General features: G+C 62.6%; 20 protein-coding genes. 4 read left to right on the forward strand and 16 right to left on the reverse strand.

The window, feature by feature from the left end; all coding sequences use genetic code 11:
• Positions 1-121 precede the first annotated feature (121 nt).
• Positions 122-1678, forward strand: coding sequence for an argininosuccinate lyase (gene argH / locus CDV44_RS07925; protein ID WP_170935899.1), 1557 nt, complete (start codon positions 122-124; stop codon positions 1676-1678).
• A 51-nt stretch (positions 1679-1729) separates the two neighbouring features.
• Here argH and CDV44_RS07930 read toward each other — a convergent pair whose 3' ends face one another.
• The 5 genes from CDV44_RS07930 to CDV44_RS07950 form a co-directional block, all read right to left on the reverse strand.
• The gene (locus CDV44_RS07930) at positions 1730-2539 is read right to left on the reverse strand and encodes a hypothetical protein (protein WP_087687542.1); all 810 of its coding nucleotides are present in this window, start codon (positions 2537-2539) and stop codon (positions 1730-1732) included.
• A gap of 68 nt (positions 2540-2607) precedes the next feature.
• Positions 2608-3771: a hypothetical protein gene (locus tag CDV44_RS07935; protein ID WP_249277447.1), complete on the reverse strand. Its 1164-nt coding sequence runs from the start codon at positions 3769-3771 to the stop codon at positions 2608-2610.
• Positions 3772-3805: 34 nt separating this feature from the next.
• Positions 3806-4903: a hypothetical protein gene (locus CDV44_RS07940; RefSeq protein WP_249277448.1), complete on the reverse strand. Its 1098-nt coding sequence runs from the start codon at positions 4901-4903 to the stop codon at positions 3806-3808.
• A gap of 62 nt (positions 4904-4965) precedes the next feature.
• Complete coding sequence (locus tag CDV44_RS07945; protein WP_087687543.1) at positions 4966-5568, reverse strand: hypothetical protein; 603 nt, start codon at positions 5566-5568, stop codon at positions 4966-4968.
• Positions 5569-5596: 28 nt separating this feature from the next.
• Complete coding sequence (locus CDV44_RS07950) at positions 5597-6598, reverse strand: BamA/TamA family outer membrane protein (RefSeq protein ID WP_371328741.1); 1002 nt, start codon at positions 6596-6598, stop codon at positions 5597-5599.
• Between the two features lie 840 nt (positions 6599-7438).
• Between CDV44_RS07950 and CDV44_RS07955 the strand changes: the two genes are divergently transcribed.
• Genes CDV44_RS07955 through CDV44_RS07965 form a run of 3 tightly spaced genes read left to right on the forward strand, consistent with a single transcriptional unit; the run spans position 7439 to position 10460 of the window.
• A complete protein-coding gene (locus tag CDV44_RS07955) occupies positions 7439-8350 on the forward strand; it encodes a transporter (protein WP_249277450.1) in 912 nt (303 codons plus the stop codon).
• A gap of 32 nt (positions 8351-8382) precedes the next feature.
• Entirely contained in the window at positions 8383-8832 is a 450-nt protein-coding gene (locus tag CDV44_RS07960) for a glycine zipper domain-containing protein (RefSeq protein WP_087687545.1), read from the forward strand.
• Positions 8829-10460 (forward strand): intermembrane transport protein PqiB, encoded by a 1632-nt coding sequence (locus CDV44_RS07965; RefSeq protein WP_371328742.1) that lies wholly within the window; start codon positions 8829-8831, stop codon positions 10458-10460. Before CDV44_RS07960 ends, CDV44_RS07965 begins: the two co-directional genes overlap by 4 nt.
• Positions 10461-10501: 41 nt before the next feature.
• On the opposite strand, the gene CDV44_RS07970 is transcribed toward CDV44_RS07965, so the two are convergent.
• From CDV44_RS07970 to CDV44_RS08020, 11 genes are all read right to left on the reverse strand, one after another.
• Positions 10502-11860 (reverse strand): BatD family protein, encoded by a 1359-nt coding sequence (locus CDV44_RS07970; RefSeq protein ID WP_170935900.1) that lies wholly within the window; start codon positions 11858-11860, stop codon positions 10502-10504.
• 56 nt (positions 11861-11916) lie between these two features.
• Positions 11917-13602: a VWA domain-containing protein gene (locus tag CDV44_RS07975; protein ID WP_087687547.1), complete on the reverse strand. Its 1686-nt coding sequence runs from the start codon at positions 13600-13602 to the stop codon at positions 11917-11919.
• Positions 13599-14615, reverse strand: coding sequence for a VWA domain-containing protein (locus CDV44_RS07980; protein WP_087687548.1), 1017 nt, complete (start codon positions 14613-14615; stop codon positions 13599-13601). Before CDV44_RS07980 ends, CDV44_RS07975 begins: the two co-directional genes overlap by 4 nt.
• On the reverse strand, positions 14602-15159 hold the full coding sequence (locus CDV44_RS07985) for a DUF4381 domain-containing protein (RefSeq protein ID WP_087687549.1): 558 nt from the start codon (positions 15157-15159) through the stop codon (positions 14602-14604). Before CDV44_RS07985 ends, CDV44_RS07980 begins: the two co-directional genes overlap by 14 nt.
• Positions 15156-16145, reverse strand: a complete 990-nt coding sequence (locus CDV44_RS07990) for a DUF58 domain-containing protein (protein ID WP_087687550.1) — start codon at positions 16143-16145, stop codon at positions 15156-15158. Before CDV44_RS07990 ends, CDV44_RS07985 begins: the two co-directional genes overlap by 4 nt.
• A gap of 14 nt (positions 16146-16159) precedes the next feature.
• Positions 16160-17128 (reverse strand): MoxR family ATPase, encoded by a 969-nt coding sequence (locus CDV44_RS07995; protein WP_087687551.1) that lies wholly within the window; start codon positions 17126-17128, stop codon positions 16160-16162.
• Positions 17125-19632 carry a fused MFS/spermidine synthase gene (locus tag CDV44_RS08000; RefSeq protein WP_249277495.1) on the reverse strand — a complete coding sequence of 836 codons (2508 nt, stop codon included), beginning with the start codon at positions 19630-19632 and terminating at the stop codon, positions 17125-17127. The genes CDV44_RS07995 and CDV44_RS08000 overlap by 4 nt, the downstream gene beginning before the upstream one ends.
• 249 nt (positions 19633-19881) lie before the next feature.
• Positions 19882-21663 (reverse strand): arylsulfatase, encoded by a 1782-nt coding sequence (locus CDV44_RS08005; RefSeq protein WP_212677098.1) that lies wholly within the window; start codon positions 21661-21663, stop codon positions 19882-19884.
• Positions 21664-21789: 126 nt separating this feature from the next.
• The gene (locus tag CDV44_RS08010) at positions 21790-22899 is read right to left on the reverse strand and encodes a formylglycine-generating enzyme family protein (RefSeq protein ID WP_087687961.1); all 1110 of its coding nucleotides are present in this window, start codon (positions 22897-22899) and stop codon (positions 21790-21792) included.
• A gap of 289 nt (positions 22900-23188) precedes the next feature.
• Positions 23189-24313, reverse strand: coding sequence for an HAD family hydrolase (locus CDV44_RS08015; protein ID WP_087687554.1), 1125 nt, complete (start codon positions 24311-24313; stop codon positions 23189-23191).
• Positions 24314-24477: 164 nt separating this feature from the next.
• The gene (locus CDV44_RS08020; protein ID WP_087687555.1) at positions 24478-25350 is read right to left on the reverse strand and encodes an alpha/beta hydrolase; all 873 of its coding nucleotides are present in this window, start codon (positions 25348-25350) and stop codon (positions 24478-24480) included.
• Between the last annotated feature and the right edge of the window lie 23 nt (positions 25351-25373).

The following is a 25373-nucleotide window of genomic DNA, read 5'->3' on the forward strand; positions in this document are numbered from 1 at the left end:
TTTCAAGCGATCGTTATGCGAAAGAATACCGCAGGCCTGCATGGAATTGCTGTGCTGGCGTACTGACCGGAGACAACGCCCCATGGTCAGTTCACCCGTACTTAACTCAAAAAGAAAATCGATGAACCGTACACCTTTCGCATTGCGTCTCGTCACCGCAGCCGTGTTCTGCCTTTCATGGGCCGCACAAGCCCAAACGCCCGATGCCAGCCGCATCGGCAGAACGTCGGTGCCCAAGGCGCCGGGTTTTCAAGCGCTCTATGACTTCGACGCTGCGGCGAAGACGCTGCCCGACGCCACGTTTCCGTATGAAGTTCGGGTACACCGTGCGCACGTCGTCATGCTCGCGGAGAAAGGGATCATCAGCCGGGATGACGCGCGAAAGATCCTCTCCGGCCTCGATACCATCGATGCGCGTGCGCAAAAGGACGCCACCCTGCGCACCTACCTGCCCTACGAGGCAGCGCTCGTGAAGGAGATCGGCTCAGTGGCAGGCCGTATGCACACGGGACGCAGCCGCAACGACCTCGCGAACACCGTGAATCGCATGTTCTATCGCGATCAGATCAACCGCACGGTCACGGCATTGATCGCGCTGCGCAGCGCAGTCATCGATAAAGCCGAAGCCAACATGGACACGGTGATGGTGGTCTACACCCACCGAAAGGAAGCGCAGCCGATTACCCTCGGCCACTACTTGATGGCCCTGTCGGAAGCCTTGAAAAAGGACATCGACCGGTACGAGGAACTGTATGTGCGCATGAACCAGAGCCCGCTCGGCGCAGCGGCCTCCGCAGGCACCGGCTGGCCGCTGGATCGTGAGCGCACCGCCAGTCTTCTCGGCTTCGACAGTCTGGTCGTCGATACGATTGAAGGCACCGCCGGCTGGGATCACATTACGGAATTCGCTGCCGATAACGCCATCTACCTGAGCGACCTCGGACGGCTCGGTTCTGAAATCCAGCTCTGGACCACCGACGAGTACCGGTTAGCAGAGCTCGATTCCGCCTACGCGGGCATCAGCAGCATCATGCCGCAGAAGAAGAATCCTGATTCAATCGAGCGCACTCGGGCCATCGTTGCGAATAGCGTCGGCGCGTTGACGTCGATTCTGGTGTCGCTCGATGGCATCGAATATCAACACAGCGTGGCACGTGTTGCGCTGGAGCCGCGCTCCATCGACGGCATGATCGCTGCCACGCAGGCAATGACGGGTGTCGTGCAATCGCTGCATGTGAACAAGGCGCAGATGTTGCGTGATGCGGCCAAGAACTATTCGACGATGACGGATCTGGCCGACGCCATCGTGCGCGACTCGGGCATCGACTTCCGCGACGCGCATGAAATCGTAGCGAAAGTGGTGGATTCGGCCATTCAGGCGAATTTGAGCGCCGACCAGATCACCGTGGATATGATTCGGCGTGCGGCTGAGCAGCAACTCGGCCACACGGTCCGCATCTCGGAAGCGTCGGTGCGCGACGCGCTGGACCCCGTGCGGAATGTGGCACGTCGCGACGGCATCGGCGGACCTGCCCCGGCGTCTGTCAAACGCATGATTGCGCAAGCTCGCAAGGAACTGGATCAGGAGCAGGCCCACCTGTCACAACGCACGGCAGCACTGTCGACGGCCGGGAAACGACTGGATGTCGCTGTGGCAGGCATTACCGGCACGAATTAAGCGCCCGTCTTCGCCCGGCGGTCGATGCACCGCCGTGGCGAAACGCCCCGATCAATGACCAAACGTCATATTCAGTCCCGCGAAGATTTGCCACTTCGGCACGTTACCGGAGTGCGCCACGGAGTACTGCGGTTCGATAAAGGCGTTGAGAATCGTCTTCCCCGCTTTCCACGCCTTGCCCGCACCGAAGCCCACGGGAATGTAATACGTGCCGTGCTGTAGATCGAACGTCCATGTGCCTGTGGAGCGCAGATACCAGCCCTCCGGCAGATTCCAGATCACGACCGGCTGTGCGGTCAGCGACTGAACCGTCGGGCGATCCGACTGACCGGCAAACGAGTGCTGCCACTGGATTAACGCCCCCAACAAGCGTTGCTTGTCGGCATTGATGGCGACGGCGGCCAGCCCGGCCTGCCACTTCCCTGTGCCCAGCGTCTTGTCGGTAGCGGTAGGCATGGTGACTAACGGCCCAACACCGATCTCGGTAGACGATCCCGCATTCAGCAACAAGATATCGAAGAGATTGATATCCCCCAGCCCGGTGTTGTAGCCCCCGTTCGGGTCCGGCCGCGTGCTGATCGGTATCGTTGCGCGAAGAATCTGCGGGACCGGCACCAACCCGTTCGGACCGAGCGGTATCGTGGGCCGCAGAAGAAAGTCGTTTGTGTGGCCGCCGGTGCCAAAGATGGAAGGCGTGTAGAAGTTCTGCACGTTGAACGAAGGCGCGAGATTGAGCGGGTTGTTGCTCTTGTTCGCATCCTCTGCCGACGTTTGCGCCCCAGCCAAGGGAGAGCACAGGGCCAGGACACTGGCGTACACCGCCTTTCGGAGCGGCAGGCCACAATTCGGTGCTGCTGTCATCTCTCTCTCCTGAGCACGTCAACCATCACAGTGGGAAATCCATGAGCGCCGAGGCGCCGTCAACCCATCTAGAACGCTTCGTTAATTTGGAAATACGCGCCGCGTGTGCCTTTGCCGAAGCCGACATCAAAGCGCACATTGACGCGTGGCTTGAACTCGAACCGATAGCCCACACCGGCGTTGGGCAGCCAGTGGGCTGACGCCAGATCGCCGGGCTGGTTGGCGATGGCACCCGTCCCTGCCCACACCACCATGCCGTGGCGGCCGACCAGATGTGCGCGATATTCCAGTTGCACCGTAAGCATGTTGCGATCGCGGTACTGGCCAAGAAAGTAGCCTCGCATCCGCTTGCCGTCGCCAAAGGTCGGCATCATGCTCCACGGCACGTCGCCCCAGCTGAACTTGCCGTAGACATCGAGCGCCAGCACGTCGCGCTCGCGAAAGCGCGTGTAGTGGTCGTAAGACCATTCCAGCGACTCGAACGCCGTGCTGCTGCCGAAGGCGCGCCGGTAGACCGTGCCGGTCATGATGAACGCCTGTCCCTTATATGGATTGGGCAGGAAGTCGCGCGTGTCGTAGGAGAAATTCGCGCTCACGCCGATGCTGCGCACATAGGGGCCGCCGGGGTCGCTGAGAAACGCACTGGCGTCGCCCTTGTCGCGATTGGCAGCCGCGTCGTAATGCGCGTCGAGCCCGATGCCGACGTACGTTTGCGGCACGATTCGCCACAGGAACTTCGGCTGAATAAAGATGCTGCGCTTGGTGTACTTCTCCCGATTCGCGTCGTCGCTCGCGCGCGCGTATCCGACGCCCCAATACTGAGTCGGCATATTCACGAGCGCCCCAGCGAAGACAAACCGATGACTGTCGTCGCCGAAAAACGTGGTGTTGTCTGCACCGATGCCGACGGCCCCGGTAGTCGTGAGAAATCCATGCAGGGTCAGCGTGGAGAGTTGTGTGCTCTCCAGCGCACCCGGTGCCCGATATAGCCCGACGGCGGCCGCGCCGATGCCGAACCCCATCTCAGGGTTGTAAAACGGGCCGGGCATGACACCCCAATCCATGCCGTGGCTCACGTCGACTTTGTCGGCCGCCCCTAACTTCGCCAGCAACCGGTCGAGCCATCCTTCCGGCTCGGCCGCGTGCGCCGCGCCCGACAATACCGACCATGCCAGCAGCCCGCCGCCGACCCATCGGCTTGCGGCACACCACGGCCAACGCGAGCGTTTCACTCTGTACGATCCAGTCGATTCCGGCATCGGCACCTCAGAACCGCAGGAAGGCGGTGAGAATCACGTCGCTACGGTTGTACCCGTAGCCGATCTCCGCGAGCAGCCCGAAGCGCTTGCTTGCCGCCCAACTCACCCCCACCACACCGCTCCATGCGCCGACCACCGATTCGTCGATCTGATAGTCGAGCCGTTGGGTTTGTCCACCCGCAGCGTCGATGGGAATATCGAAGTGCCCCGTAATCGTGGCGCGCGTACGGAACCACGTGGCACCGATGTAAGGGGTGAGGATGCCGTAGCCCCCAAGGTGCACGTTCCACCCGATGCGCGGCGAGATGTTCCACGACTGGATGCTGCTGTCCGACATCGAGATGTTCGACACGGTGTAGGTCACCGGCAGCGAGAAGAACAGGTTGCCGTAGGTGCCGACCAGCGTGAAACCCGCGCCATAAGTGGTGCCGCTGTAGTTCGCCTGCTGCGTCGGCAACCGAATCGACTTGCTGCATTCGGGCCCGGGCCGGCGCCCGCCACAGCCCACGTTGATGCCGAAGAACTGTTCAAGCGCGGTGAGAGAAGAGAAGCTGATGCCGATGTCGCCGTGCCCGCGCACGTTGCCGAAAATGCCGTAGACGTTCATGAACGGGAACAGCCACGCGCCGAACTGAAACTGGTTCGATTCGCTGCGAATGCGCGATTGATCGAATTGCACGAAATCTGCCGAACGCAAGCCGTTGCCATTGGCGCCGACCATCAGGTTCGACAACTGATAACGCTGTGTGCCATTGAAGTACGAGTACCCGACGTCGTACGGGTTGGGCAAGTCGTAGCCGCGGTCGATCACCCGTTGGGCGAAGAACGGCAGCGCACGGTCCCATTGCCTCGCAGGTTTCGCATCCGCCGTCGCATCGGGAACGCTCAGATCAACGCTCGGACTCGAGGCAGACGCGGGCACACCGGTCGGCCCGACAATGCCGCGATACCACCCATGCCGTTCGCTCACCGGCAGTTCAGTGCCGTCCGCACCGACAGCCGGTGTCGGCCCGACGACCGTGGCACCGGTGCCGCCTGCGGTCCAGCCAAAGGCGCCGGCACACACGGTCCCGAGCACGACGGCGGCAATCGCCTGCGACGCCATACGTTGCCACCCGGCGATCGGTGATTCAGTGCTCGCCCTGCGCGTCTCCCGCTTTGGCGGCGTCAAAGCCGTGTTCCCCGGAATCTGTCGCTCGATGCAGAAGGCAGGCCGCTATTGAGCAACTGCGCCAATGCCATGCGTGCCGCCATGAGCTGGGCTCTCAATCCCTCCACCTGCATTCGCAGCGAATGAATCTCGAGTTCGAGGCGTTCTACGGCGCTGCGATCCTCCGACGTGGACTTGGCGTCAGCGCGGTGAGGAAACTCCAGATCGTTGGCATCGAAGATATTCGTGCTCAGTAACGCCATCGCCTTGGCGAGATGCCGAACCACATCCTCGGATACGAAAGCAGAGCCCGTCGGGGCGGTTGAGGTTGCTGTGAGCGTCGATCCGCTTGCCGTCGCCTGCTGTTTCAGCTTTGAACGCATGCGCGTAATCGCGCGCTGTACGGTGCTTTCGCTCGGGAGTCCGGCGACACCCGCCCGCGCCAACAGATTCAGATACACCTTCGCGCTGTGTATGCCATGCGTAATGTCGTAAGCGGCCAGAATGAAGTGATCAAGCAGTGCGGTCGCATCGTGACCATATTCCGCACCGACACGCACGGCGGCATCGCTGAGCAAATGTTGCGTTACCTGATCAAAGCTTGGGGCGCTACGTGCCATGTGCCCTCCTCCGGATAACGGATGCGCGTCAGTGCCACGCGCTGCCGACCTGAATATAAAAAGCGTTCTCGCCCTTGCTGTGAGCCACATCGATGCCCACGGCCAGCCCCAACTTCCTTGCAATCAGATAGCGCACGCCCGCGCCCACACTCACCACGGCATCCGCTTCGGAGAACGATTTCCATCGTCCCCACGCGCGGCCGGCGCCGGTGAAACCCAGCAGCGACCAGCGTGGCGTGGCATTCCAGCGCAGCTCGGCCTCGACCATCGCGGCGTTGCGGTCCTGATAACGCCCCTGCTGGACACCGCGCAATTTGACGTAAGGCTGCTCATAAAACGGCACGTCCCCGCTGGAGAGGCGCCCGTCCAGACGCAGCCCCAGCACCCACGTATGGGCAATCGGCAGCCATGTGTAGCCGCGTCCGTTGTAGGTTTCGAACGACTGAGAACTGCCCGCCCAAGGTCTGGCAGCCTGAAGTTCAAGCTCGGCGTAACTGCCCCGATTCGGGAAAAACATGTTGTCGCGCGTGTCGTAATCGATGACGAGGCCGACCTTGCCGATACGCCGCGCCACATCCGGCACACTGAGTTCCTGCGCTACCTGTCCGGTGAAATGCGTATTCGAATCGAAGTAGGTATAGCGCGGCCCGATGTACCAATGCGAGTGCCCGATCCGGAACAGCAACTGTTGCACCGTGAGCCAGCCGTTCAACTGATAGGCGCGTGCGGAGTTGCTAAGCCCGTAGTAGTCGGTCTTCATGTTGACCTTGGCCAGCCCCCCGAGATAGCGAATGGCGTCGCCGCCCCACGTGTGGAAATGAACGAGCCCCGCGCCCCACGTGCCGTTCTCCGTCATCGCGCCACCGACGCCGGTGATGTTCGGTGGTGCCATTTCTCCGGTGGTTTTCGCAGACTCCGCTGCCTCGGCCATCGACTCCGAGAAAAACATCAGCATCACGCCGCCGCCATAGCCGATGGCAGGCTCCGTAATGACGACCGGTACAGGCAGCGCGCCTTTGTGGCCGAGCAAGAAATCACTGGCGTCGATCTTGTTGTCGACGGGGTCTCGCCAAACGACGCTGCTTTTGGCGGGTTCCGAAGGGCGCGTCGATTTGGATGCCTCCGATATGGGCACGCCTGGCCCGGTCGAATTGTCACTGTCGCCATTTCCGGTGACTTCGTCCGCATCACCTGCGCGTTCAGCGGATGTTTCGGCTGTTGTCGACAACGGCCACGCCAAGCCCAGAATCAGAATTGTGCGCAGGATCGTTGGCCAACCCCGCACTGCGGTAAGGCATGTCTGGCCATAAAAATCCATCAAACCCCATCTCCACGGCAAAGGGATGTCTTTGTGGATGCACCAAGCGCATCAACTCGCTAAAGCTGACCTGATAACAATCGCCGGCCCGACCAATCCGAATCAAAAACCTCCGATCAAAAAAACCACTTTCCAATCACATCAGATTGAGGCGTCTAGATCACTAGAACTCCCTTCCAGCAGCCACGCCATCGCCTTGCAGATATAAATAAACAAATTTCAGATAATTTAAATTACCCGAATAAAATAAATCGACAAATTTCCCTCAAGGACATGACGCTAAGGCAATAAGACATCTCCGTCAAACAATATTGCGACATTGAATAATTAACGTTGAACTCGTCTTAAATTAAGGATAGCCTAAGGCACTCTCGATTCCCGTTCATTCAGAATCAGATGACACTCATAAGAGCATTAATTGTTCATGGCATGTCACATTCCGCCTTTCGATCTTTCAAAGACGATGTGACCTGGCGACGCGTCAGTGGTGGTTTTTTGACGCCCCGACCACGCGAACGCTTCGCGAGATGGGTCGCTGGCGTCGCGGCATCGTTGCTAACGTGTACGCATGCACTGGCAACCGAAGGGGGCTTGGGCCGCCCGATCAGCGGGGCCACTGTGCAGCCCGACGCGGGCGTCGTGTCGCCCACGCCGATGGTCGCCGTCAACTTTGCCGAGATCTACTTTGACGGCAGCATAGGCGGCAGCAAGTCGGTGCCGGTGGCGGGCAAGACATCACTCGGCCTGGATGGCGAGATTGCCTTCACCCTCGCGACCATCCTGAAGACGTGGGACACGGGAACCGGCAACTGGAATTTCGCTTCCAGCTTCACCCTGCCGTATGTGTGGACAAAGGTATCGGCAACGCTCGGCACCGACCGAAGAAGTGCCACGACCTCGCAGAATGCGTCCAATCTCTTCGACATCAGCTTCACCCCGCTGATTGCCGGCTACCACTTCTCGAAGACCGAACACATTGCGTTCTCGGTCAACGTCTGGGCACCGACCGGCCGGTACGATCCAAACGCGCTTGCCAATCCCAGCCTGAACAACTGGACGTTCATTCCGCAGGTTGCCTATACCAAGATTCTGCCGTCGTACGATCTCGAATTCGATGTGGTCGCCGGCGTTCAGTTTTATACCCGTAACACCGCTACGAATTACCAGAACGCTCCCTTGTTCACGCTCGATGTCATGGGGCTCAAGCGATTTTCAAACGGGCTTGGCGTTGGCCTGATCGTCGGCACGGTCCAGCAACTGGGAAGCGATAGCGGCCCGACGGCCGATCAGTTGAACGGTTTTCGCGGGCACGACATTGCGCTAGGTCCGATCGTCACGTACGACACCAAACTCGACGGCAAGCATCCGTTGTCGTTCTCGGCGCGCTGGGTGCCTACCGTGAGCAGCACCAATCGCCTCAAGAGCACGGCCACCTTTATGGCCACGGCGACACTTATTTTCTGATGTATTCCCTTTCCCCAAAACGGGAGGTACTCATGCGATCCGTCATCTTGTGTGCAGGCCTGGTGTTGTCGGGGCTCGCGTTCGCCCAGAAGCCCGCAATCTATCCAGCCCACGGCCAGAGTGCCGACAAACAGAGTAGCGACGATGGTGCGTGCTACGCCTGGGCCAAGCAGAACACCGGCGTCGACCCCGCCGTGGTGGCACAACAGGCACCGCCCCCGCAGGGCCCGACGGGAGCGCGCGTCGGCGGCGCGGCGCGCGGCGCGGCTGCCGGGGCAATCATCGGCGACGTCGCGCACGACGACCCGGGACACGGCGCTGCCGTCGGCGCTACCGCAGGCGCCGTCGCCGGCGGTGTTCGCTCGCGCCGTCAGCACGCAGCGCAGGCGCAGGCAGCGCAAAACAACCAAAGCTCGCAGATGACCACCTACTGGCACGCCTATGGCGCGTGCATGGAGGGCCGTGGATACACGGTCAAGTGAGCTTGCCGGATCCGATAACGCCACTCCCTTCGCCTCGCATCGAGCCGCGCAAGCGCTGGACGTTGTCGCTCGTCTGGCTGGTGCCGCTGGTGGCTGCCGTTATCGGGATGACGTTGGTCGCGAGGTCGATACTTGATCGGGGACCGACCATCACCATCGAATTCAAGAGTGCAGATGGTTTGGAAGCCGGCAAAACCAAGGTCAAGTTCAAGGAAGTCGATATCGGTGTCGTCAAGGATATCGAGCTCTCATCGGATCTCGCCTCAGTACACGTCACCGTCGATCTGACGAAGAACGCGAAACGATTCGCCTCCCGGGGTTCCACTTGGTGGGTAGTCCGTCCGCGCATTGCGGGCGGGAGCGTTTCCGGCCTCTCGACCCTGCTATCCGGGGCGTACATCGGTGCCGACGCCGGCAAATCGCGCGACGTCGCGACCCGCTTCGTCGGACTGGAGGTGCCGCCGGTCGTCTCCAGCGGGCAAGCGGGGAAATCGTTCGTCTTGCACAGCGCCGAGATTGGGTCTCTGGATTCCGGATCGCCCCTCTACTTCCGGCGCATTCAGGTCGGGCAAGTCGAAACCTACAAGCTCGATGCCGATGGCAAGGGCGTTACCCTGCGCGTATTCGTCAGAGCGCCCTTCGATCAATACGTCGGCAGCAACACGCGTTTCTGGCACGCCAGCGGCATCAACCTGCGGCTGGATTCGAGTGGCTTTCAGGTGAACACGCAATCGCTTGCGTCGGTTGTCATTGGCGGCATCGCGTTTCAAGCACCGGCGGACAGCGGTGCCGGCGTCATGGCAAAACCCGATCAGGCGTTTTTCCTCGCCGAAGACGAAGCGAGCGCCATGAAGTTTCCCGATGCGGAGCCGGTACGCGCGGTATTCCGTTTTTCGCAATCGTTGCGCGGGCTGTCCGTGGGCGCGCCCATCGATTTCCGGGGAATCACACTGGGCGAGGTTACGTCGATTGGCGTTGAGTTCGATGCGAAGAGCAAGAGTCTGGTCATGCCGGTGACCGTGGTCATCTATCCGGAGCGCCTGCGGCGCCGTGACGCGACGGGAAAATTGCCGGCGACGCGACCGGAACGGCGAGAGGTTTTCACGGCGCTGATTGCCCACGGCCTGCGCGGCCAACTCAGAACCGGCAATTTGCTAACCGGCCAACTCTATATTGCGCTGGACTTCTTTCCGAACGCGGCGCCCGCTCAGGCGACGGAGATTGACGGTGAAACCACGATCCCGACGGTGCCCAATACGTTGGACCAATTGCAGTTGCAGGTCGCCGATATCGCCGCGAAGCTCAACAAGATTCCGTTTGACACCATCGGACAGAACCTCGACAACTCGCTACGCAAGCTCGACAAGACCATGGAGAGTGCCCAGGGATTGTTCAAGCAACTCGATGCCGAGATCGCCCCAGAGGCGAAGTCCGCGCTAGGCGAGGCCAAGAAGACGTTTGGCACTGCCGAGCGGACACTCTCCGAAGACGCCCCAATGCAGCAGGACGTTCGCGGCGCCATGAAGGCGCTCAATCAAACGCTGCGGTCGTTGAACGGGCTCGCTGAATACCTCCAGCTTCATCCGGAGGCGCTGATTCGCGGAAAACCAGTGGACCCGCAACCATGAGAATGCCGGCCCCACCGACCTCCCACGGCGCTCACGGCAGTTCAGAACGTATTCAACGGCGCCAGAAACGAGGGCCCGGTCCGATGCACAGGTGTAATGGCTATCGCCGCACATCGATTGAACGCTGTCGCGAGTGGCCCGCCGTCCCAGACGGGCTTCGCGGCAGCATCGTCTGCCGGTGAAAACAGCCGCCGCTCCAACGTTGAAACCGCGTCGATCAACGGGACATCCTGAGTCGTTTGCGCCCACGCAGCGAGCCCGAGTCCGGTGACGTCCTCGCTCCAGCGTTGCGCAAGGCGATACGCCGCAATGGCGTCGCCCGCACGGCAAGCCTGAATCACCTCCGCATGCAGGGATTTTGCGTTTTGCCGAACCCGCTTCAGGCGCTCGTCGTGTCGGCGTCGAACGGTGTGCCACCGTGAATGTGTTCGCCAGATCACAAGCCCAAGGACGGCCAGCCCAGCCACACTCGCCAAGACGACCCCTATCGATTCCGCATCCTGAGACAGATTCAGCCACGCCGTCCCCGGCGTGAGTTCTCCGGCCGCCGCCCCTGTCGCCACAACGACACGGATGGCGGGCGCGTCCGAATGCGACGCGCGTCCCGTCGCGGGGTCGGTCCAGTCGAGTGTGATCACCGGCAAGGTGTAAGTGCCTTTGCGCTCAAACACGTACGAGAATGTATCGATACGCAGCCCGCCCGTCGCGGAAGATCCCGAATTCGGCGACACCCCGTCCGATAACTTCGGATCGGCGGCAAACACACGTACGCGACGGGGCGCATCCAATTTGGGGGGCCGGATCAGCATCGCCTGCGTGCCCGGGGCAAATGTCGCCACCGTGCGCACCAGCGTATCGCCCACCTTCAGTTGCACCACGTCGTGATCAGGCGCGGGCGCGAGTGTCTGCGTGACATTCAGTTGCGCCACAGGCAACATCGCACCGCCGCTCGGTGCACCGCTCGACGCGTCCTTGGGTACGCCGCCTGCCCCGACCCGAATCCGCGTCGCCGGGAGCGTTACCGTGGCCTGCTGCGGTGCGCCGTCGTTCCCGGCATAGGTAAGCGAAATCGTCGCCTGCGGCAGATCGAAGTCGCCGTCTTGTCCTGCAACAAACGCATAGGATTTGCTGATCGTCGCAAAGGTCACGCCGTCGATGGACTGCGTGCCATTCAGCGCCCGCGCGTCCGGGAGCGTCACGATGGCACCGGGCACGTCCAGCGTTGGAAATGCCGGTGCGGACATGAAAAAGTTGGGGGCGAGCACCGTCACATCGACACTGACTTGCTGCCCGACGCGAATCGGTTGCGGGGCCGCCACTTCGACACGCACCATCGGTGCAGGCGCGGCAATGGCATTGCTGAGCACCACCAACAACACCGCGCAAATCGCGATCGGCATCGCTCGGCGCATCCGGTGGGCAATACCTAAGGCGTTGAACGCATACGATAACAACGTCACTGTGTCTGCCCTCCGCCTGCGCCCTGCCCTTGCTGTAACGCGAACTCGCGTTGCAACAAAGCGGTGGGCGTCGTCTGGATCGTGCGCATCCACGCTTGTGTCTCAAGCGATGGGCCCACCTTCGACGAGCGCTCGCCTGGCCCGGTTGGCCGTTTCGCGTCGTACTGAATCTCATCGGGAGAGACATCGGGCGGAATCTCGTCGTCCCCCGACTTTTCCGGCGGTTTCGGCAACGCCGCGATAAGCTTTCCCATCAACGTCAGATTGGCCCGCGCGGCCGCCCAGTTGGGCGCGCGTTTGAGCGCCTGTGTATAGCGAGCCTGCGCGGCCTCGTACTTTCCCATGCGGGCCAGCGCATTGCCCTGATTGAAGTCCGCTTCCGGGGAATCGACCAGCGCGAAACTCTGCACTGCCTGCGCATATTGACCGGCGCGATACTGCGCCACGCCGCGCCACATCGGATCGTCGAAGCGCTCGGCGGCGGTTGTAAAGTCTCCGCGCTCGAAGGCAAGGCGTCCTTGCTGATCATGCGTCAGCCAGAGATCGGCAAAGCGCCATCGCCGCGGGGTGCCTGCACCGTCGGGGGAATCTTGTGTGGCAGTGGCGCTGGTGAGTGACTGCGCGTACGACGGTGCGACGGGCACGTGAAGCGTGACGGCCAGCAGCAGGCCGACGACCCATCTGACCGTCCAGCCTTTGCGAAACCAGAGCGCCCCCAACGCCACAATCGGCAACATGAGCCACCATCCCTCATCGCGCCAGCGTGCCGTCGTCCCCGCCTGCGATTGTTCGAGGTGCGACTGCACATGCCGTTGCACCCAGTCGATATCGGCGTCGCTGTCCGGCGTAAAGGTGGCTACCGGCACGTCACTGTCCTTCGAAAATCGTTTCAGCGCGCCCTCATCCAGACGTGCAAAAACGCGGGCACCGTCGCGTTCCGCATAGCTGCCGTCCGGGTTACGCAATGGCCCGCCTTGAGACGTGCCAATGGCCAGGACGACAGGCTGACTCGCTGACTGGGCACCGGCGTGGTCCTGAAATGCGCGCGCGGCGTTGAGGTCGACCGCGTCGGTGATGAAAAGGATGGTGCCGGGGACCGGTTCACGCCGCAGGTCATTGTCGATCACCTTCAGGGCTTGCCGCATGTCTCGACCGGGAACCGGCATGATGCTGGTTTGCAGCGCGTCGACATAGGTTTGCAGCAACGCGCGGTCGTCGGTCAGCGGAATGACCCGATGGGCCGAGCCCGCATAGGCATAGATGGCCGTACGTGCGCCCTCGCGCCGCGCGAGTAGCGCCTTGACTTTCAACTTGGCGCGTTCCAGCCGTGAGGGCGTGACATCAATGGCATCCATCGTCGGCGAGAGGTCGATGGCGATGGCCAGCGGCGCTTTGTCGTCGAGAAACGGCGGCAGCTCGCGCTTCCACGCCGGGCCCGCCATGCCAATGCCGCCCAGAACGAGCAGGAGCGCGATCAGATGCACCGGACGCAGCCGAAGGCCTCGCCGCTCCCGGATCATCAGCGCATCGAGCAGGTGCGGTGCAATGGTTTTGCGCCAACGCCTGCGCACGTCGGTATGCCGCCCGACGGCCCAGACGAGCCACGCAGCCACCGGCACAAAGCACAACCAAAGCGGGCGCAGGAAATGGAAGTCGGCAACGCTCGAAAGGAAGCCCGTCATGAAGCCTCCTCGTTACCGCTGCCGGCCACCGCCGCACGTGTGACGTAGGACGCATGAATCGCCAGCGCTATTTCGTAAAGCAGCACGATGATAAGCGCCACGCCCAGTGGCCACATGAACAGCTCTCGTTGCGGACGCCAGGAGAGTGTCTTGTGATCGTGCGGCGTGATGCGATCGAGTGTGGCGTAGATCTCGGCAAGCGCCGACTGGTCGGCACCGAAGAAGTACCGCCCTCCGGTGACCTTGGCCATGCGCTGCAACAGTCCGAGATCGACACGCGCTTCCCCTTGCGCGGCCGGGTCGCCGATGCCGACGGTGTGTACGATCACTGATTGCTCGTGGGCGACGTCCGCTGCGCGATCGGGCGGCATGCGGCTGGCCGTGTCGTTGCCGTCGGTGAGCACGATCATGACCTTCTGTGGCGCTTCACTGTGCTCGAACATCCGCACGCCCAGTCCGATGGCATCGCCCAGTGCCGTGCTGTTGCCCGCCATGCCCGGCGCCATATCGTCGAGCAACGTGTGGATGAGATCGTGATCTTGCGTGAACGGTGCCAGCGGATAGGCCGCGTCGCCGAAGATCACCAGACCGATGCGGTCATCCGGGCGCTGCGTCACGAAATCGCTGACGACCTGCTTGACCGCCTGCACGCGCGCGATGCGCTTTCCCGACGCATCCGGAAAATCCGGCGTATCCATCGACTGGGAAAGATCCAGCGCGAGCAGAATGTCGCGCGACGGCTGCATCTTCTCGATAGGCGCTTCCAGCAACTGTGGACGGGCCAGTGCAGTGACGATCAGCACCCACGCCACCGGGGCGAGCACGTGTTGCACCCAGTTGCGCCGTGGCACGACTGCGCCTGATGCCGGGCGCAGACCCGCCGCCTCGGCCACCTCGCCGAAGAACGGCAGCCGTACCGACGGGCTTTCTTCCCGATAGGCCGGCAGCCACCACCACAGCAGCAACGGCAGTGGCAGCAGCGCAAAGGCCCATGGGTATTCAAACTGGAACATGATGGTGCTCGATCCAGTTACGGCAGGCGTACACGAGCGCGTCCGTGCGAGGGGCGTCCCACTCCCGGCTCAACGATTCGTCCGACTGATACTCGGCACGGGTCACGAGCGTCGCCATCGCGTCAGTCCCAGTGCTCTGGCCGCCATGACTCGTTCTCAAGAATGCCACCCAGGCATTGCCCGTCAGACTGGCGACCGTCTCGCGTGGCCATGCGCTCAAAGCGACGCGCTTAAGCAGCACTGCAATTTCACGCAAGGCGCGCGCGCGACTCGCGGTATCGGCATCCCCCGCGGCACTCGGATCTGGCGAGCGTAGTGCGACAGCCCACTGTTCCAACTGCGCCAGCGCTTCCCGGCGATAGCGGTTGGCGCGATAGCGCCGCCATGTCCGCCATGCGAACCAGAGCGTTCCAACGAGCAGTAACGCGGCCGCTATCGGCCAGCCAATCGTTTGTGGCATCCACGAGGGCGCCGGCGGCGTCACGATGTCGGCCAGCGCCTTCAGTGTCGGCAAGTCGGTGGCGGTTGCCGCAACATCCGTCATCGTCCTGCCCCCGCCTTTGCGCGCCTGAAGGCATTGCCATACGCGGGTTGTCCGCCCAGCAGGCGCCGAATTTGCGCCGTCGTATCTTCCGCCGCCGAGAGCGGCAGCATCGGTACGCCTATCGCTTCGTGCCAATCCACCAGATGCTTGCCATGCGCGGCGAAGAAGTCGGCAATGCTGCGCCGGAGCGAGGTTTTGCCGAAGCTGAGCTCAACCTGCAACTCCCCGTCGCTCACAACAAGATTGCCCGAGGTAGGCAGCGCACTCAGAAATGGATCGTGCACCAGTACTGTCAACACATCGTTGCGCGCGGCGATGCCGAGCAGCCGCTCTCGAGTGGTCGCATCGTGGCCGTCGAAATCGCTGATGACGATGATGAGGCTGTCGTGCGCCACCATGCGGGCGCATCGTTCCAGTGCCAGATTCAATTGCCCGGCTGACCGGCGCGTCGGCGTATCGGCGCGCAACGCGGCGTTGTGCCGGGCAATGCCGCCGAGCAGTTGTTCGACGGCCGCCCGGCTGCGCTTCGGGGGAAAGGTATCGATGGTCGTGTCGCCGAAGACGACACCGCCGACACGATCACCATCGGCCAGCACACGCCACGCCGCCAACGCCGCCGCTTCGGCCGCCGTGACCGACTTCATCGCGCGGCGGCTGCCGAAGAACATATTGATGCGTTGATCGACGACGAGTACCACCGGCCGGTCCTTCTCCTCGGTGTACACCCGCACGTAAGGCTTGCCGGTTCGCGCCGTGACACGCCAATCCATGCTGCGAATGTCGTCGCCCGCAACGTATCGACGCAGTTCCTCGAACGCCAGCCCACGCCCGCGCACGCGTGAGCCGTGCCTGCCTGCCAGTACGCTGTGCACCGGTTGGCCCGGTTGAAAGTGAAAATCACGGGCCGCGCCTTCCAATGCATTGAGCGCGGCAATGTCGATGCTCACGCCCGCAAGGGGCGTCTCAGAGGTCAGATCCACGGTCATATCGGGATGCCGGTTCAGGCGACCGCGACCCGCTCGACGAGCCGGTCGATCGCCGTGTCCGCGTCGATACCTGCTGCGTGCGCTTCGTACGAGAGGATCAAGCGGTGACGGAACACGTCGTGCACGATGCCTTGCACGTCCTCCGGGGTGACATAATCGCGGCCGCGCAGCCAGGCATAGGCACGTGCCACCTTGTCCAACCCGATGGCACCGCGGGGGCTGACGCCCACCTGAATCCACCGGCCCAACTCGTCGTCCAACGTACTGGCGACGCGCGTAGCCTGTACCAGCGCGACGAGATAACGCTCGACCGGATCGCTCACATGGACTTCGTGAATTTCATTGCGCGCCCCCAGAATGACCGCCGGTGCGAGTCGCAATACGTTCGCCGACGCCGAGACGTCGGCCTCTTCCGAGCGCGCGAGCCGTACGATCGCCTGCTCGGCATCCTGCTGCGGATAGCTCACGCTGATGTGCATGAGAAAGCGGTCCATCTGCGCTTCGGGCAACGGGTACGTGCCCTCTTGCTCGATGGGATTCTGGGTCGCCATCACCAGAAACAGCGGATCGAGTTTGTGCGTCACCCCGCCCACGGTCACCTGCCGCTCTTCCATCGCTTCGAGCAATGCGGCCTGCACCTTAGCGGGTGAGCGGTTGACTTCATCGGCGAGGACGAGATTGGCGAAGATCGGACCGGCCTGAAACCGGAACTCGCCTTTACCGCCTTCCGAAAAATAGACTTCCGAGCCCGTGATGTCCGAGGGCAGCAGATCCGGCGTGAACTGTATGCGTGAGAGACGGGCATCGAGATGCCGCGCCAGCACCTTGATCGCGCGTGTTTTTGCCAGACCGGGCAATCCCTCGACCAATAAATGGCCGTTGGCGAGCATGCCCAGCAGCAACCGTTCGATCATGGCCTGCTGACCGACGATGGCTTCGCCCATCGCTTGCTGAAGTGCGAGAACGTCGTCGTGATGGCTCATGTGCCGGTTCTCTTGTTAGAGGTAGTCGCTTGAGGTTCGGCCGGACGCGCCGCCGAGCGGCCAATGAACCACGCGTAATACGGATTTTCAGGATCGGCACCGACGGCGGCGGCAATGTGTTCCGCCCACGCTTGACGATCCCCCCGGTACGCATCGAGACCCGCCCGGTAGAAGGTGTGAAGCACCTCGCGCTCCGCCCGGATGCTGCGCCACATCGCATCGTCCGCGCCACGCAACGGCGGGTCGTTCTGGAGCGCCATCAGGTTGGTCAGCGTTTCAGGGAACGCGTTGCGGCTCACCCATCCGGCGTATTCGATGCGCGGGCGGTCGTCCGTCACGGGCAGCGCGTCTGCGGCATACCACTCCAGCCCTGCCCGATCCGTCACCCACGTGGCGAGCAGGGCATCGGCGGAGCGCACGCCGACGGCCTGAAGCGCATCTCGCGTCTTCGGCTCGGCAAAGCGGCGCTGTATGCGCTGCACGTCAAGGTCCAAAGGCGTGAGCGAGCCGATCAGCATGGTTTCGTGCAACTCCGTAGTCCACAGCGAGGCGTACGGAAACACGTCGAGAAAGCTACGCACGAGCGAGCGCGTGTCAGCGTCATTCTGCGTGGGCAGCGGCAGCCATTGCGCAACCAGCCCGCCGGGTTGCAGGCGTTTGGCGGCCAGTCGGTAGAAGTCCGTCGAGTACAGGCTCGCGACACCGGCCGCGGACGGGGGCGGCGGCTCCAGCGTAATCAAGTCGTAGGCCTGCTGGCTTTGCAGCAACTCCCGGCGGCCGTCGCGTAGTCGAATATCGACACGCTTGTTAGACGCGACGTCGAAGTTGCCGGAAAAGCTCGGCGCAGCGCGAGCGACCGCAGGGAGCAGTTCCGCGACGACACGGTATTGAAGGCCCGGATAGGCCAGCATGGCGCCTGCCGTGATCCCCGTGCCGAGTCCGATGACCAGCGCAGACTTCGGTTCGCCGTTGTGCACGATCAACGGCAGCAACGTCTGCAATCGCATGTAGCGCAGCGACGTCATCGCGTCTCCCGAGTTGGAAACGCCTTGAATGTAGAGACGGCGGAAGGTATTTGACGACGAGCGCTGTTCAAGCACGGCCACGGTGGCCCCTCTGCCCTCCTCGTAAAACACGGCGTCGCCGCCACGCGACTGGGTGAGCAGCGAGGCAAAGCGCTCAGGCGACGCACCCAGCGACGTCACCACGACGGCGGCTGTGAGCGCAGGCGCGAGCCAGCGCGAGCGCGAGTGCGCGCCTTTGCCCCGCCAAACGGCGAGACATCCGATGACGCACGCGCCGCCGGCCAGCACCGCTAGCGTACGAACGAGCCCGATCGAGGGCACGAGCACGAACCCGGCCAGTGCCGAGCCCGCGATGCCCCCGATGGTGTTCCAGGCGACGACGCGCCCGACATCTGCCCCCATACGGGCACGGTCGACGCCAATGCGCAAGACGAACGGAAAGGCCGCCCCGAGCAGCAACGTCGGCACAAAGACAATGCAAAGGGCAGCGAGTGCAAAGCTGGCATACATGGCCCAGGAGGTATGCGATGTCGTTGCCACCACCCACGCCTGAAGTGCCAACTGTGTGCGCATCAGCCATCCGCCGAGCAGCACCGTTTCCAGCAACGCAACGAGCCCGGCGGCACTCACCAGCGCACCAAACGCGCTCCATGGATCTCGCACCCGGTCGGCAAAGCGCGCTGCCGCCCCGCTGCCGAGCGCCAACCCGGCGAGATAAGTGGCGAGTACGACCGAAAACGCGAAGGTTCTCGTGCTCATGAATTGCACGATGCTTTGCGACCAGACGACTTCGTATCCCAACGCGATACCACCGGCGACGGCGTAAAGAGCCAGCGCAAGGCGTGCCTGATTGCCGGCAGTGTCCTCCGGCGCGAGCACCGCCGGGGCGTTGGAGATTTGTGCGCGGGCGCTTTCTTCGGCAAAGCGGCGAGAAAGCCGCCATGCCAGCAACGCAGCGAGGCCATTCAAACCGCCTGCCACCAGTGCACTGCCGGTCATGCCGAGCGATGGAATCAATACGAAGCCGACAAGCAGCGTGCCGGCGATGGCGCCGACGGTGTTCGCCGCATAGCATCGTCCGCCGGCCCGCCCGATCCCGTCAGTGGGGGCCGTGACCAAACGCATGATCACCGGCAATGTGCCGCCCATCCCGATGGCCGGGACGATCACCAGCGCAAGCGGAAGCCCCCACGCGAGCACGCCAAGGTGGGCGTCCATCCACGCAAAGGGAGCGGCGGCATACGGAAGCACGAGGGTCGCTGCCACGCCGAGCAAGAGTACGGCACATTCGAGTTGGGCGTATAGCCGAAGCGGGTTCGGCACGCGATCGGCGACCCTGCCGAAGTACCACCCGCCGAGCGCCAAGCCGCCGAAGAACGCGCCCACCACGAGCGCCACCGCGTGAACATCCACGCCGACGACGAGGGAGAGCTGCCGAATCCAGACAATTTGATAAATCAGTCCGGCCGCGCCGGACATGAACAGCAGCGTCGCGGCGACTACCGCCGCACTCAACTGGCTCAACCGGCTCAGCCGGCCCAGCCGGCTTTGTTCGCGCGCATGCACCGCCGCCTTCGTCACGGCTTTCGATGCTTTAGAGGCGCGAGTCAACGAAGGGCTTGCCGGTGTGCTTCGCATAGGTCTGCCTTGGTAGAGCGGCGGACGACCGAGGTAATCGGCCGTCCGCCCGGGAACTACGAAGTGATGCGTTGCCTGACTTCTAGCGCACTACTTCGACGCCTTCTTGCTCATCGCTGCCGCGATTTGCTTGTCGACCTGCTCGCGCACCTGATCGATGCTGAAGCTGGCCGGACGCTGGCTCGGCGGATAGTCGACAAACGTCTGGAGGAACGCGCTGGCCTTGGCGGTGCCGAGGAATGCCAGATAGTCGTTCTTCACGAGCCAATCGTCGTACTGATTAGAGACAATGTCCGCCCGTTCGTACGGGTCCATGCGCAAGTTGAAGATTTTCGGCACGCGCAGGCAAGTGAACGGCTGTTGCCATACGGCGAACCCACCGGGGTACTTCATCTCGCAGTAGACAAGCTTCCAGTTGCCGAAGCGTGTCGCCACGAGGACACCGTCGTCGTTGAAGTAATAGAACTCGTCACGCGCACCTTTGTTGGTCTGGCCGGTGAGATACGGCAACTGGTTGTAGCCGTCGAGATGGACCTTGAACGTCGTGCTGCCCACCGATGCCCCTTTGAGCAATTTGTCCTTGATGCCGTTGTCGCCCGCGGCTGCCACCAGCGTCGGGAACCAGTCCATGCCGGAGAACATTTCGTTGCTGACCGTACCCGGCTTGATCTTGCCCGGCCAACGCACGATGGCAGGTACACGGAACGCGCCTTCCCAGTTCGAATCTTTCTCGCTACGGAACGGTGTCGTCGCCGCATCGGGCCAGGAGAACTGGTTCGGACCGTTATCGGTCGTGTACACGACGATGGTGTTATCCGCAATTTTCAGGTCATCGAGCGTCTTGAGCAGCTTGCCGACGTCGCCGTCGTGCTCGAGCATGCCGTCGGCGTACTCGTTGCCCTCCATACCGCTTTGACCCTTCATCGAATCACGCACGTGCGTGTACATGTGCATGCGCGTGGTGTTCATCCAGACGAAGAACGGCTTGTTCGCCTGTACCTGCTTGGTGATGAAGTTCTGCGCGGCGGCCGTCGTCTCGTCGTCGATGGTCTCCATGCGCTTGGTCGTGAGCGGTCCGGTATCTTCGATCTTCCCGTCGGCGGTGCTGTGCAGCACGCCCCGAGGAGTCATGGCCTTGACCATCGGGTCGTTCTTGTCTTTCGGCCAATACGGACGTTGAGGCTCTTCTTCGGCGTTCAGGTGGTAAAGGTTGCCGAAGAACTCGTCGAAGCCGTGTTTGGTCGGCAGGTATTCGTCGCGGTCGCCAAGGTGGTTCTTACCGAACTGCCCGGTGGCATAGCCCATGGATTTGAGCACTTGAGCCATGGTGACGTCACGATCTTGCAAACCGACGCTCGCACCCGGCACGCCGACTTTCGACAAACCGGTGCGCAGCGGCGACTGGCCGGTGATGAACGACGACCGGCCCGCAGTACAACTGTTCTCGGCGTAGTAGTCGGTAAACATCATGCCCTCACGGGCGATCCGATCGATGTTCGGCGTGCGATAGCCCACCACACCCATGCTGTACGCGCTGATGTTCGTTTGCCCGATGTCGTCGCCGAAGATCACGAGAATGTTCGGCTTCGCACCATTGTTGCTTGCCATTGCGGCCGGTGCCGCAGCGCCGGACGTCTGCCCTGCTGCGGCGGGCAGATTCGATTCGGCTGGCGGTTGTGCGGGTGTCGCATTGGCGTTCGCCGTGGTCTCGGGTGCCGCAGCTGGCGCCGGAGCGGCAGACGATTGAGGGGCTTGGGTCTTCTGTTCGTCGGACTTTCCGCACCCGGCCAGCACTGCGACCGCCAGCGCGATTACGGCCAGAGCCCCACGTGGGATACGTGGGATACGTGCGCGCCCACTGAAGCTTCGCATTGGAATCATTACCGCCTCCACAGGAATTGTGACGGCCACCGGCCGCCGGAACGTGCTGACTTGCCCGCTTGCCTTCGTCTGTCCGTGTTTGTCCGTGTTTGTCCGCCCTTCGCGCGGTGTCTGCGCTTAGTTGGCAGACCCGCTGCGGCTGGCGACAGCGGTGCCACGGCGCACGGCAGCCCATTGCGCGTCGTCCATGACGAGGCGGAATCCCAGATGCGACATGCTGTTGTAGGGGTCGGTGCCGCGCCGGGCGCTGGGCCGGTAGCTCAGGCAGTAGTCGACATTGCAGAGGAAGGAGCCACCGCGTGTCACGCGCTTCGGGGCGTCAACGGGCACGCCCGGTTCGCTGGGGTCCCACGATGCGACCGGCCCCGCAGGATCGACGATGGCCTGCTTCTGTCCTGCCTCACGCCGAAATTGGTCGGCGCGATACCAGTCGGCGACCCACTGCCACGCATTGCCAGTCATATCGGACAACCCGTAGCCGTTGGGCGGGAACGTGCCGACTGGACTCGTGTCCACTGCACCGCCGGCTTTCGGGCTGACGACCGGGAACGGCCGGTTTTGCTGACCCTGCCAGACGTTGGCCATCTGCTTGCCATCGGGGGTGAACTGGTCGCCCCACGCGTAGGTGGCTTGTTCAAGTCCGCCGCGTGCCGCGAACTCCCATTCCGCTTCGGTCGGCAATCGCTTGCCGACCCATTTGGCGTAAGCCTGAGCGTCCTCGTACGAGACCTGCACGACGGGGTGATTGTCCTTGCCTGCAATCGATGTGCGTGGGCCGCCCGGATGTTGCCAATCCGCGCCGGGCATATACCGCCACCAGCGCGAGTAATCCTGCAACGGCACCGGTGCCGACGTTCCCACGAAAACCATCCCGCCGGCCACCATCGCGCTGTCAGGCGGGCGCGGGGTGCCAGGCGGGAGTTGCACACGCAACGTCTCCCATTCCGGTTTGCGTTCCGCCGTGGTGACATAGCCAGTCGCCTCGACGAACTTGCGGAACTCGGCGTTCGTGACGTGATGCGTGTCCATCCAGAAACCATGCACGCGTACCTGATGCGCCGGACGCTCGTTGGCCTGCGCCAGACGGCTGTCGCTCCCCATCTGGAACGGACCGCCCGGGATATGGACCATGCCGCTCGGGCCGCGTATGCCGTCACCGCTTACGACGGTCGGCACGGAGGGTGCGGCCGTCCGGATTTTCCAGACGGTTCCGGCAGCCACTGCCATGACGACGGCCGCCAGGACGATGAGCTTGCCGTGTGGGGGCGTCCACCGCGTGGCCGTTCCGTTCGCAGTGCCACTTTTTTTGGCGGATTGCGATGGCTTGGCGCTAGCGGTCGATCGAGTGCGATTGGCGTCGAGGCAGGGCTTCATTCAACACCTCATAGGAAAGGCGGACAAAATCTTCAGCCCGGTGAGGGCATCATCTTTTCATCACGAGACAGACGCAATCCGTGTTGGGGGCAACCGGATTGCCCCTTCGGGCAATGGCCGTCCCCGACACCGTATTGCGGTTTTATTTGTTGGCCGCCGGGGCCGTTTCGAAGCGGAAGATCGTCGTCCAGTCGTTCTGCATGCTGACAACGACCCACCCTGCCCGCTTGGCCTGATCCCAGGCTTTGTCGAGCTTCGCGGTGCTCGATGAACGGTCGTAGGCGAACTCGCGCACGCCGTCGTCGTGGTGGATCAACACGCCCAGTGAGGGGCCGTTGCCGGCGGTGGTGTACTCGATCATTTCCCGGTCGCCGTCCGAATTGCCGACTGCGAGCACAGGCCGCCGTCCGATCGCCCGGAAGATGCTGACCGGTTTGACGGGACCGTCGTTGAATACGTCGAAACCGGGCTTGCGCACGAGCACAGGTTTGCCGTCGCGAGATTGATATTGAAGCTTCTCCTGACTGCCGACGATTCGCTCGGACGGGATACCGTAGGCATCACTCGCCCATACGCGCATGAATTCGGCGGTGCCACCCGAGACGATCCATATCTGGAAGCCGTTGGCGCGCAGCAACGCCAACAGTTCGCGTTGCGGCTGGTAGATCAGATCCGTATAGGCGCGTCCGAACCGGGGGTGACGCGCGCTTGCCAGCCAATCGCGGATGGCCGCGTCGTACACGTCGGTCGACATGCCGCTGTTGGCTTCCGCGATCAACGCGAAGGCATCTTTCTTGTTGGCGGCGAGTGCAGCAACGTCATTGCTCATCAACGCCTTGAACGCCGGGCGCTTCTTCCATTCGGGATGGGCCGGCGCTGCCGCCTTCACCTGATCGATCATGAAGATCAACTGAAACGGTATGGGCTGCTCGCTCCATAGCGTGCCGTCGTTATCGAACACGGCAATGCGCGATTCGACCGGGAGAAACGTCGGTGCACCCACGCGGGTGACATCGCTTACGAACTTGAGAATGGTGTCGCGCGATGGACCGTCGCGCCACGACGGCAACGATGCCGCGACCGGATCGACCGGGGTGAGCGGTGCGACCGAATGCACGGCCGGTTGCGCGGTAACCGACGCCTCGGGCGCTGCGGCGGCGTCAGGCGAAGTTGCGCACCCGCCAACGACCGTGACACTGCACGCAGCCGCAAATATCAGTGAGAGCGTTCGGCCCAGGATAGATCGGTTTCGGGAAATGCTCGTCATTGGCTATCTCCGCCGAGAGAAAAGAACCGCGCAAATGATTCTCGGCGATTGACGCTGCCAACGACATAGGGGTTTCGGGCAAAAGCGATAATGATTTTTGCCGGAGGGTATTCGAGAATACGGGGGAAATTTCTGGCGAAACCGCCGAAGGACGGTAGTTGGCGTCAATTAGCAGGTCGAACCGAATTCACATACGTCGCGATATCGTCCAGTACCGGCGAGAACTGCCTGACCGGTATGCCGAGCGCTCCCACCAGCAGGACGTGTCCCAACTTGTAGTGGCGGACTTCCACGTCGTCGCCTGCGGCCCGCAGCCGTTGCGCGAAGCGCTCGGTGTTGCCCGGATCGACGACGCTATCGCTGTCCCCAACCCCTAGCCACATCGGCGGCTCGTGCCCCGACACGAAGTGGATCGGCTGGCTTGCCGCGCGGACTGGTTCGGGGAATATCTTGCGCAGCACGTCGCTTTCCAGCGGCAGAAAGTCGTAGGGGCCAGCAAGACCGACTACGCCCGCAATCTCGTTCCGTGCCATCCCTTGTGCGCTTAAGTAGCGCGGATCGGTCGCCAATAGCGCAACAATCTGCGCCCCTGCCGAATGGCCCATCAAAATAAGCCGTCCGGTATCACCGCCGTACGCACGCGCATGATCCCTCGCCCAACGGACCGCCAACGCCGCGTCTTCCATGAACCCCGGGAATATCACCTCCGGATACGTCCGGTAGTCCGGCACGATCACCAGAAATCCCCGCGACGCCAGCGCCTCGCCCACAAACCGATAGTCGGCGCGCTCCCCGTTCTGCCAGCTTCCCCCATAGAAGAACACCACGACCGGCGTGCCTGCCGGTGAGGTTGCGCGCTGCGTTGGCACATAAACGTCGAGCCGTTGACGATCTGACTGCCCGTAGGCGAGATCGGTCGACGCCTCATAGGTGGATCGTGGCGTCAGTGCATTCACCAGATAGGCGGGACTGCACGCGGTAAGGGCCGCACCGGCTGAGGCGACCAACAGCAGCTTGCTGAGCAAGGTGCCTGACATTTTGGCTCCGTGACTTGGGTTGT

The sequence above is a fragment of the Pandoraea sp. PE-S2R-1 genome (assembly GCF_002179865.1).
Lineage (GTDB): Bacteria > Pseudomonadota > Gammaproteobacteria > Burkholderiales > Burkholderiaceae > Pandoraea.

What these genes read in the sequence shown, in the direction of transcription:
- argH (WP_170935899.1), top strand. Translation starts at nt 122, where the DNA reads ATGAACCGTACACCTTTCGCATTGCGTCTCGTCACCGCAGCCGTGTTC.
- CDV44_RS07995 (WP_087687551.1), bottom strand. Translation starts at nt 17,128, where the DNA reads ATGAGCCATCACGACGACGTTCTCGCACTTCAGCAAGCGATGGGCGAA.
- CDV44_RS07960 (WP_087687545.1), top strand. Translation starts at nt 8,383, where the DNA reads ATGCGATCCGTCATCTTGTGTGCAGGCCTGGTGTTGTCGGGGCTCGCG.
- CDV44_RS07970 (WP_170935900.1), bottom strand. Translation starts at nt 11,860, where the DNA reads ATGCCGATCGCGATTTGCGCGGTGTTGTTGGTGGTGCTCAGCAATGCC.
- CDV44_RS07975 (WP_087687547.1), bottom strand. Translation starts at nt 13,602, where the DNA reads ATGACGGGCTTCCTTTCGAGCGTTGCCGACTTCCATTTCCTGCGCCCG.
- CDV44_RS08015 (WP_087687554.1), bottom strand. Translation starts at nt 24,313, where the DNA reads ATGACGAGCATTTCCCGAAACCGATCTATCCTGGGCCGAACGCTCTCA.
- CDV44_RS08020 (WP_087687555.1), bottom strand. Translation starts at nt 25,350, where the DNA reads ATGTCAGGCACCTTGCTCAGCAAGCTGCTGTTGGTCGCCTCAGCCGGT.
- CDV44_RS08000 (WP_249277495.1), bottom strand. Translation starts at nt 19,632, where the DNA reads ATGTCCGGCGCGGCCGGACTGATTTATCAAATTGTCTGGATTCGGCAG.
- CDV44_RS07980 (WP_087687548.1), bottom strand. Translation starts at nt 14,615, where the DNA reads ATGTTCCAGTTTGAATACCCATGGGCCTTTGCGCTGCTGCCACTGCCG.
- CDV44_RS08005 (WP_212677098.1), bottom strand. Translation starts at nt 21,663, where the DNA reads ATGCGAAGCTTCAGTGGGCGCGCACGTATCCCACGTATCCCACGTGGG.
- CDV44_RS07985 (WP_087687549.1), bottom strand. Translation starts at nt 15,159, where the DNA reads ATGACGGATGTTGCGGCAACCGCCACCGACTTGCCGACACTGAAGGCG.
- CDV44_RS07930 (WP_087687542.1), bottom strand. Translation starts at nt 2,539, where the DNA reads ATGACAGCAGCACCGAATTGTGGCCTGCCGCTCCGAAAGGCGGTGTAC.
- CDV44_RS08010 (WP_087687961.1), bottom strand. Translation starts at nt 22,899, where the DNA reads ATGGCAGTGGCTGCCGGAACCGTCTGGAAAATCCGGACGGCCGCACCC.
- CDV44_RS07945 (WP_087687543.1), bottom strand. Translation starts at nt 5,568, where the DNA reads ATGGCACGTAGCGCCCCAAGCTTTGATCAGGTAACGCAACATTTGCTC.
- CDV44_RS07990 (WP_087687550.1), bottom strand. Translation starts at nt 16,145, where the DNA reads ATGACCGTGGATCTGACCTCTGAGACGCCCCTTGCGGGCGTGAGCATC.
- CDV44_RS07940 (WP_249277448.1), bottom strand. Translation starts at nt 4,903, where the DNA reads ATGGCGTCGCAGGCGATTGCCGCCGTCGTGCTCGGGACCGTGTGTGCC.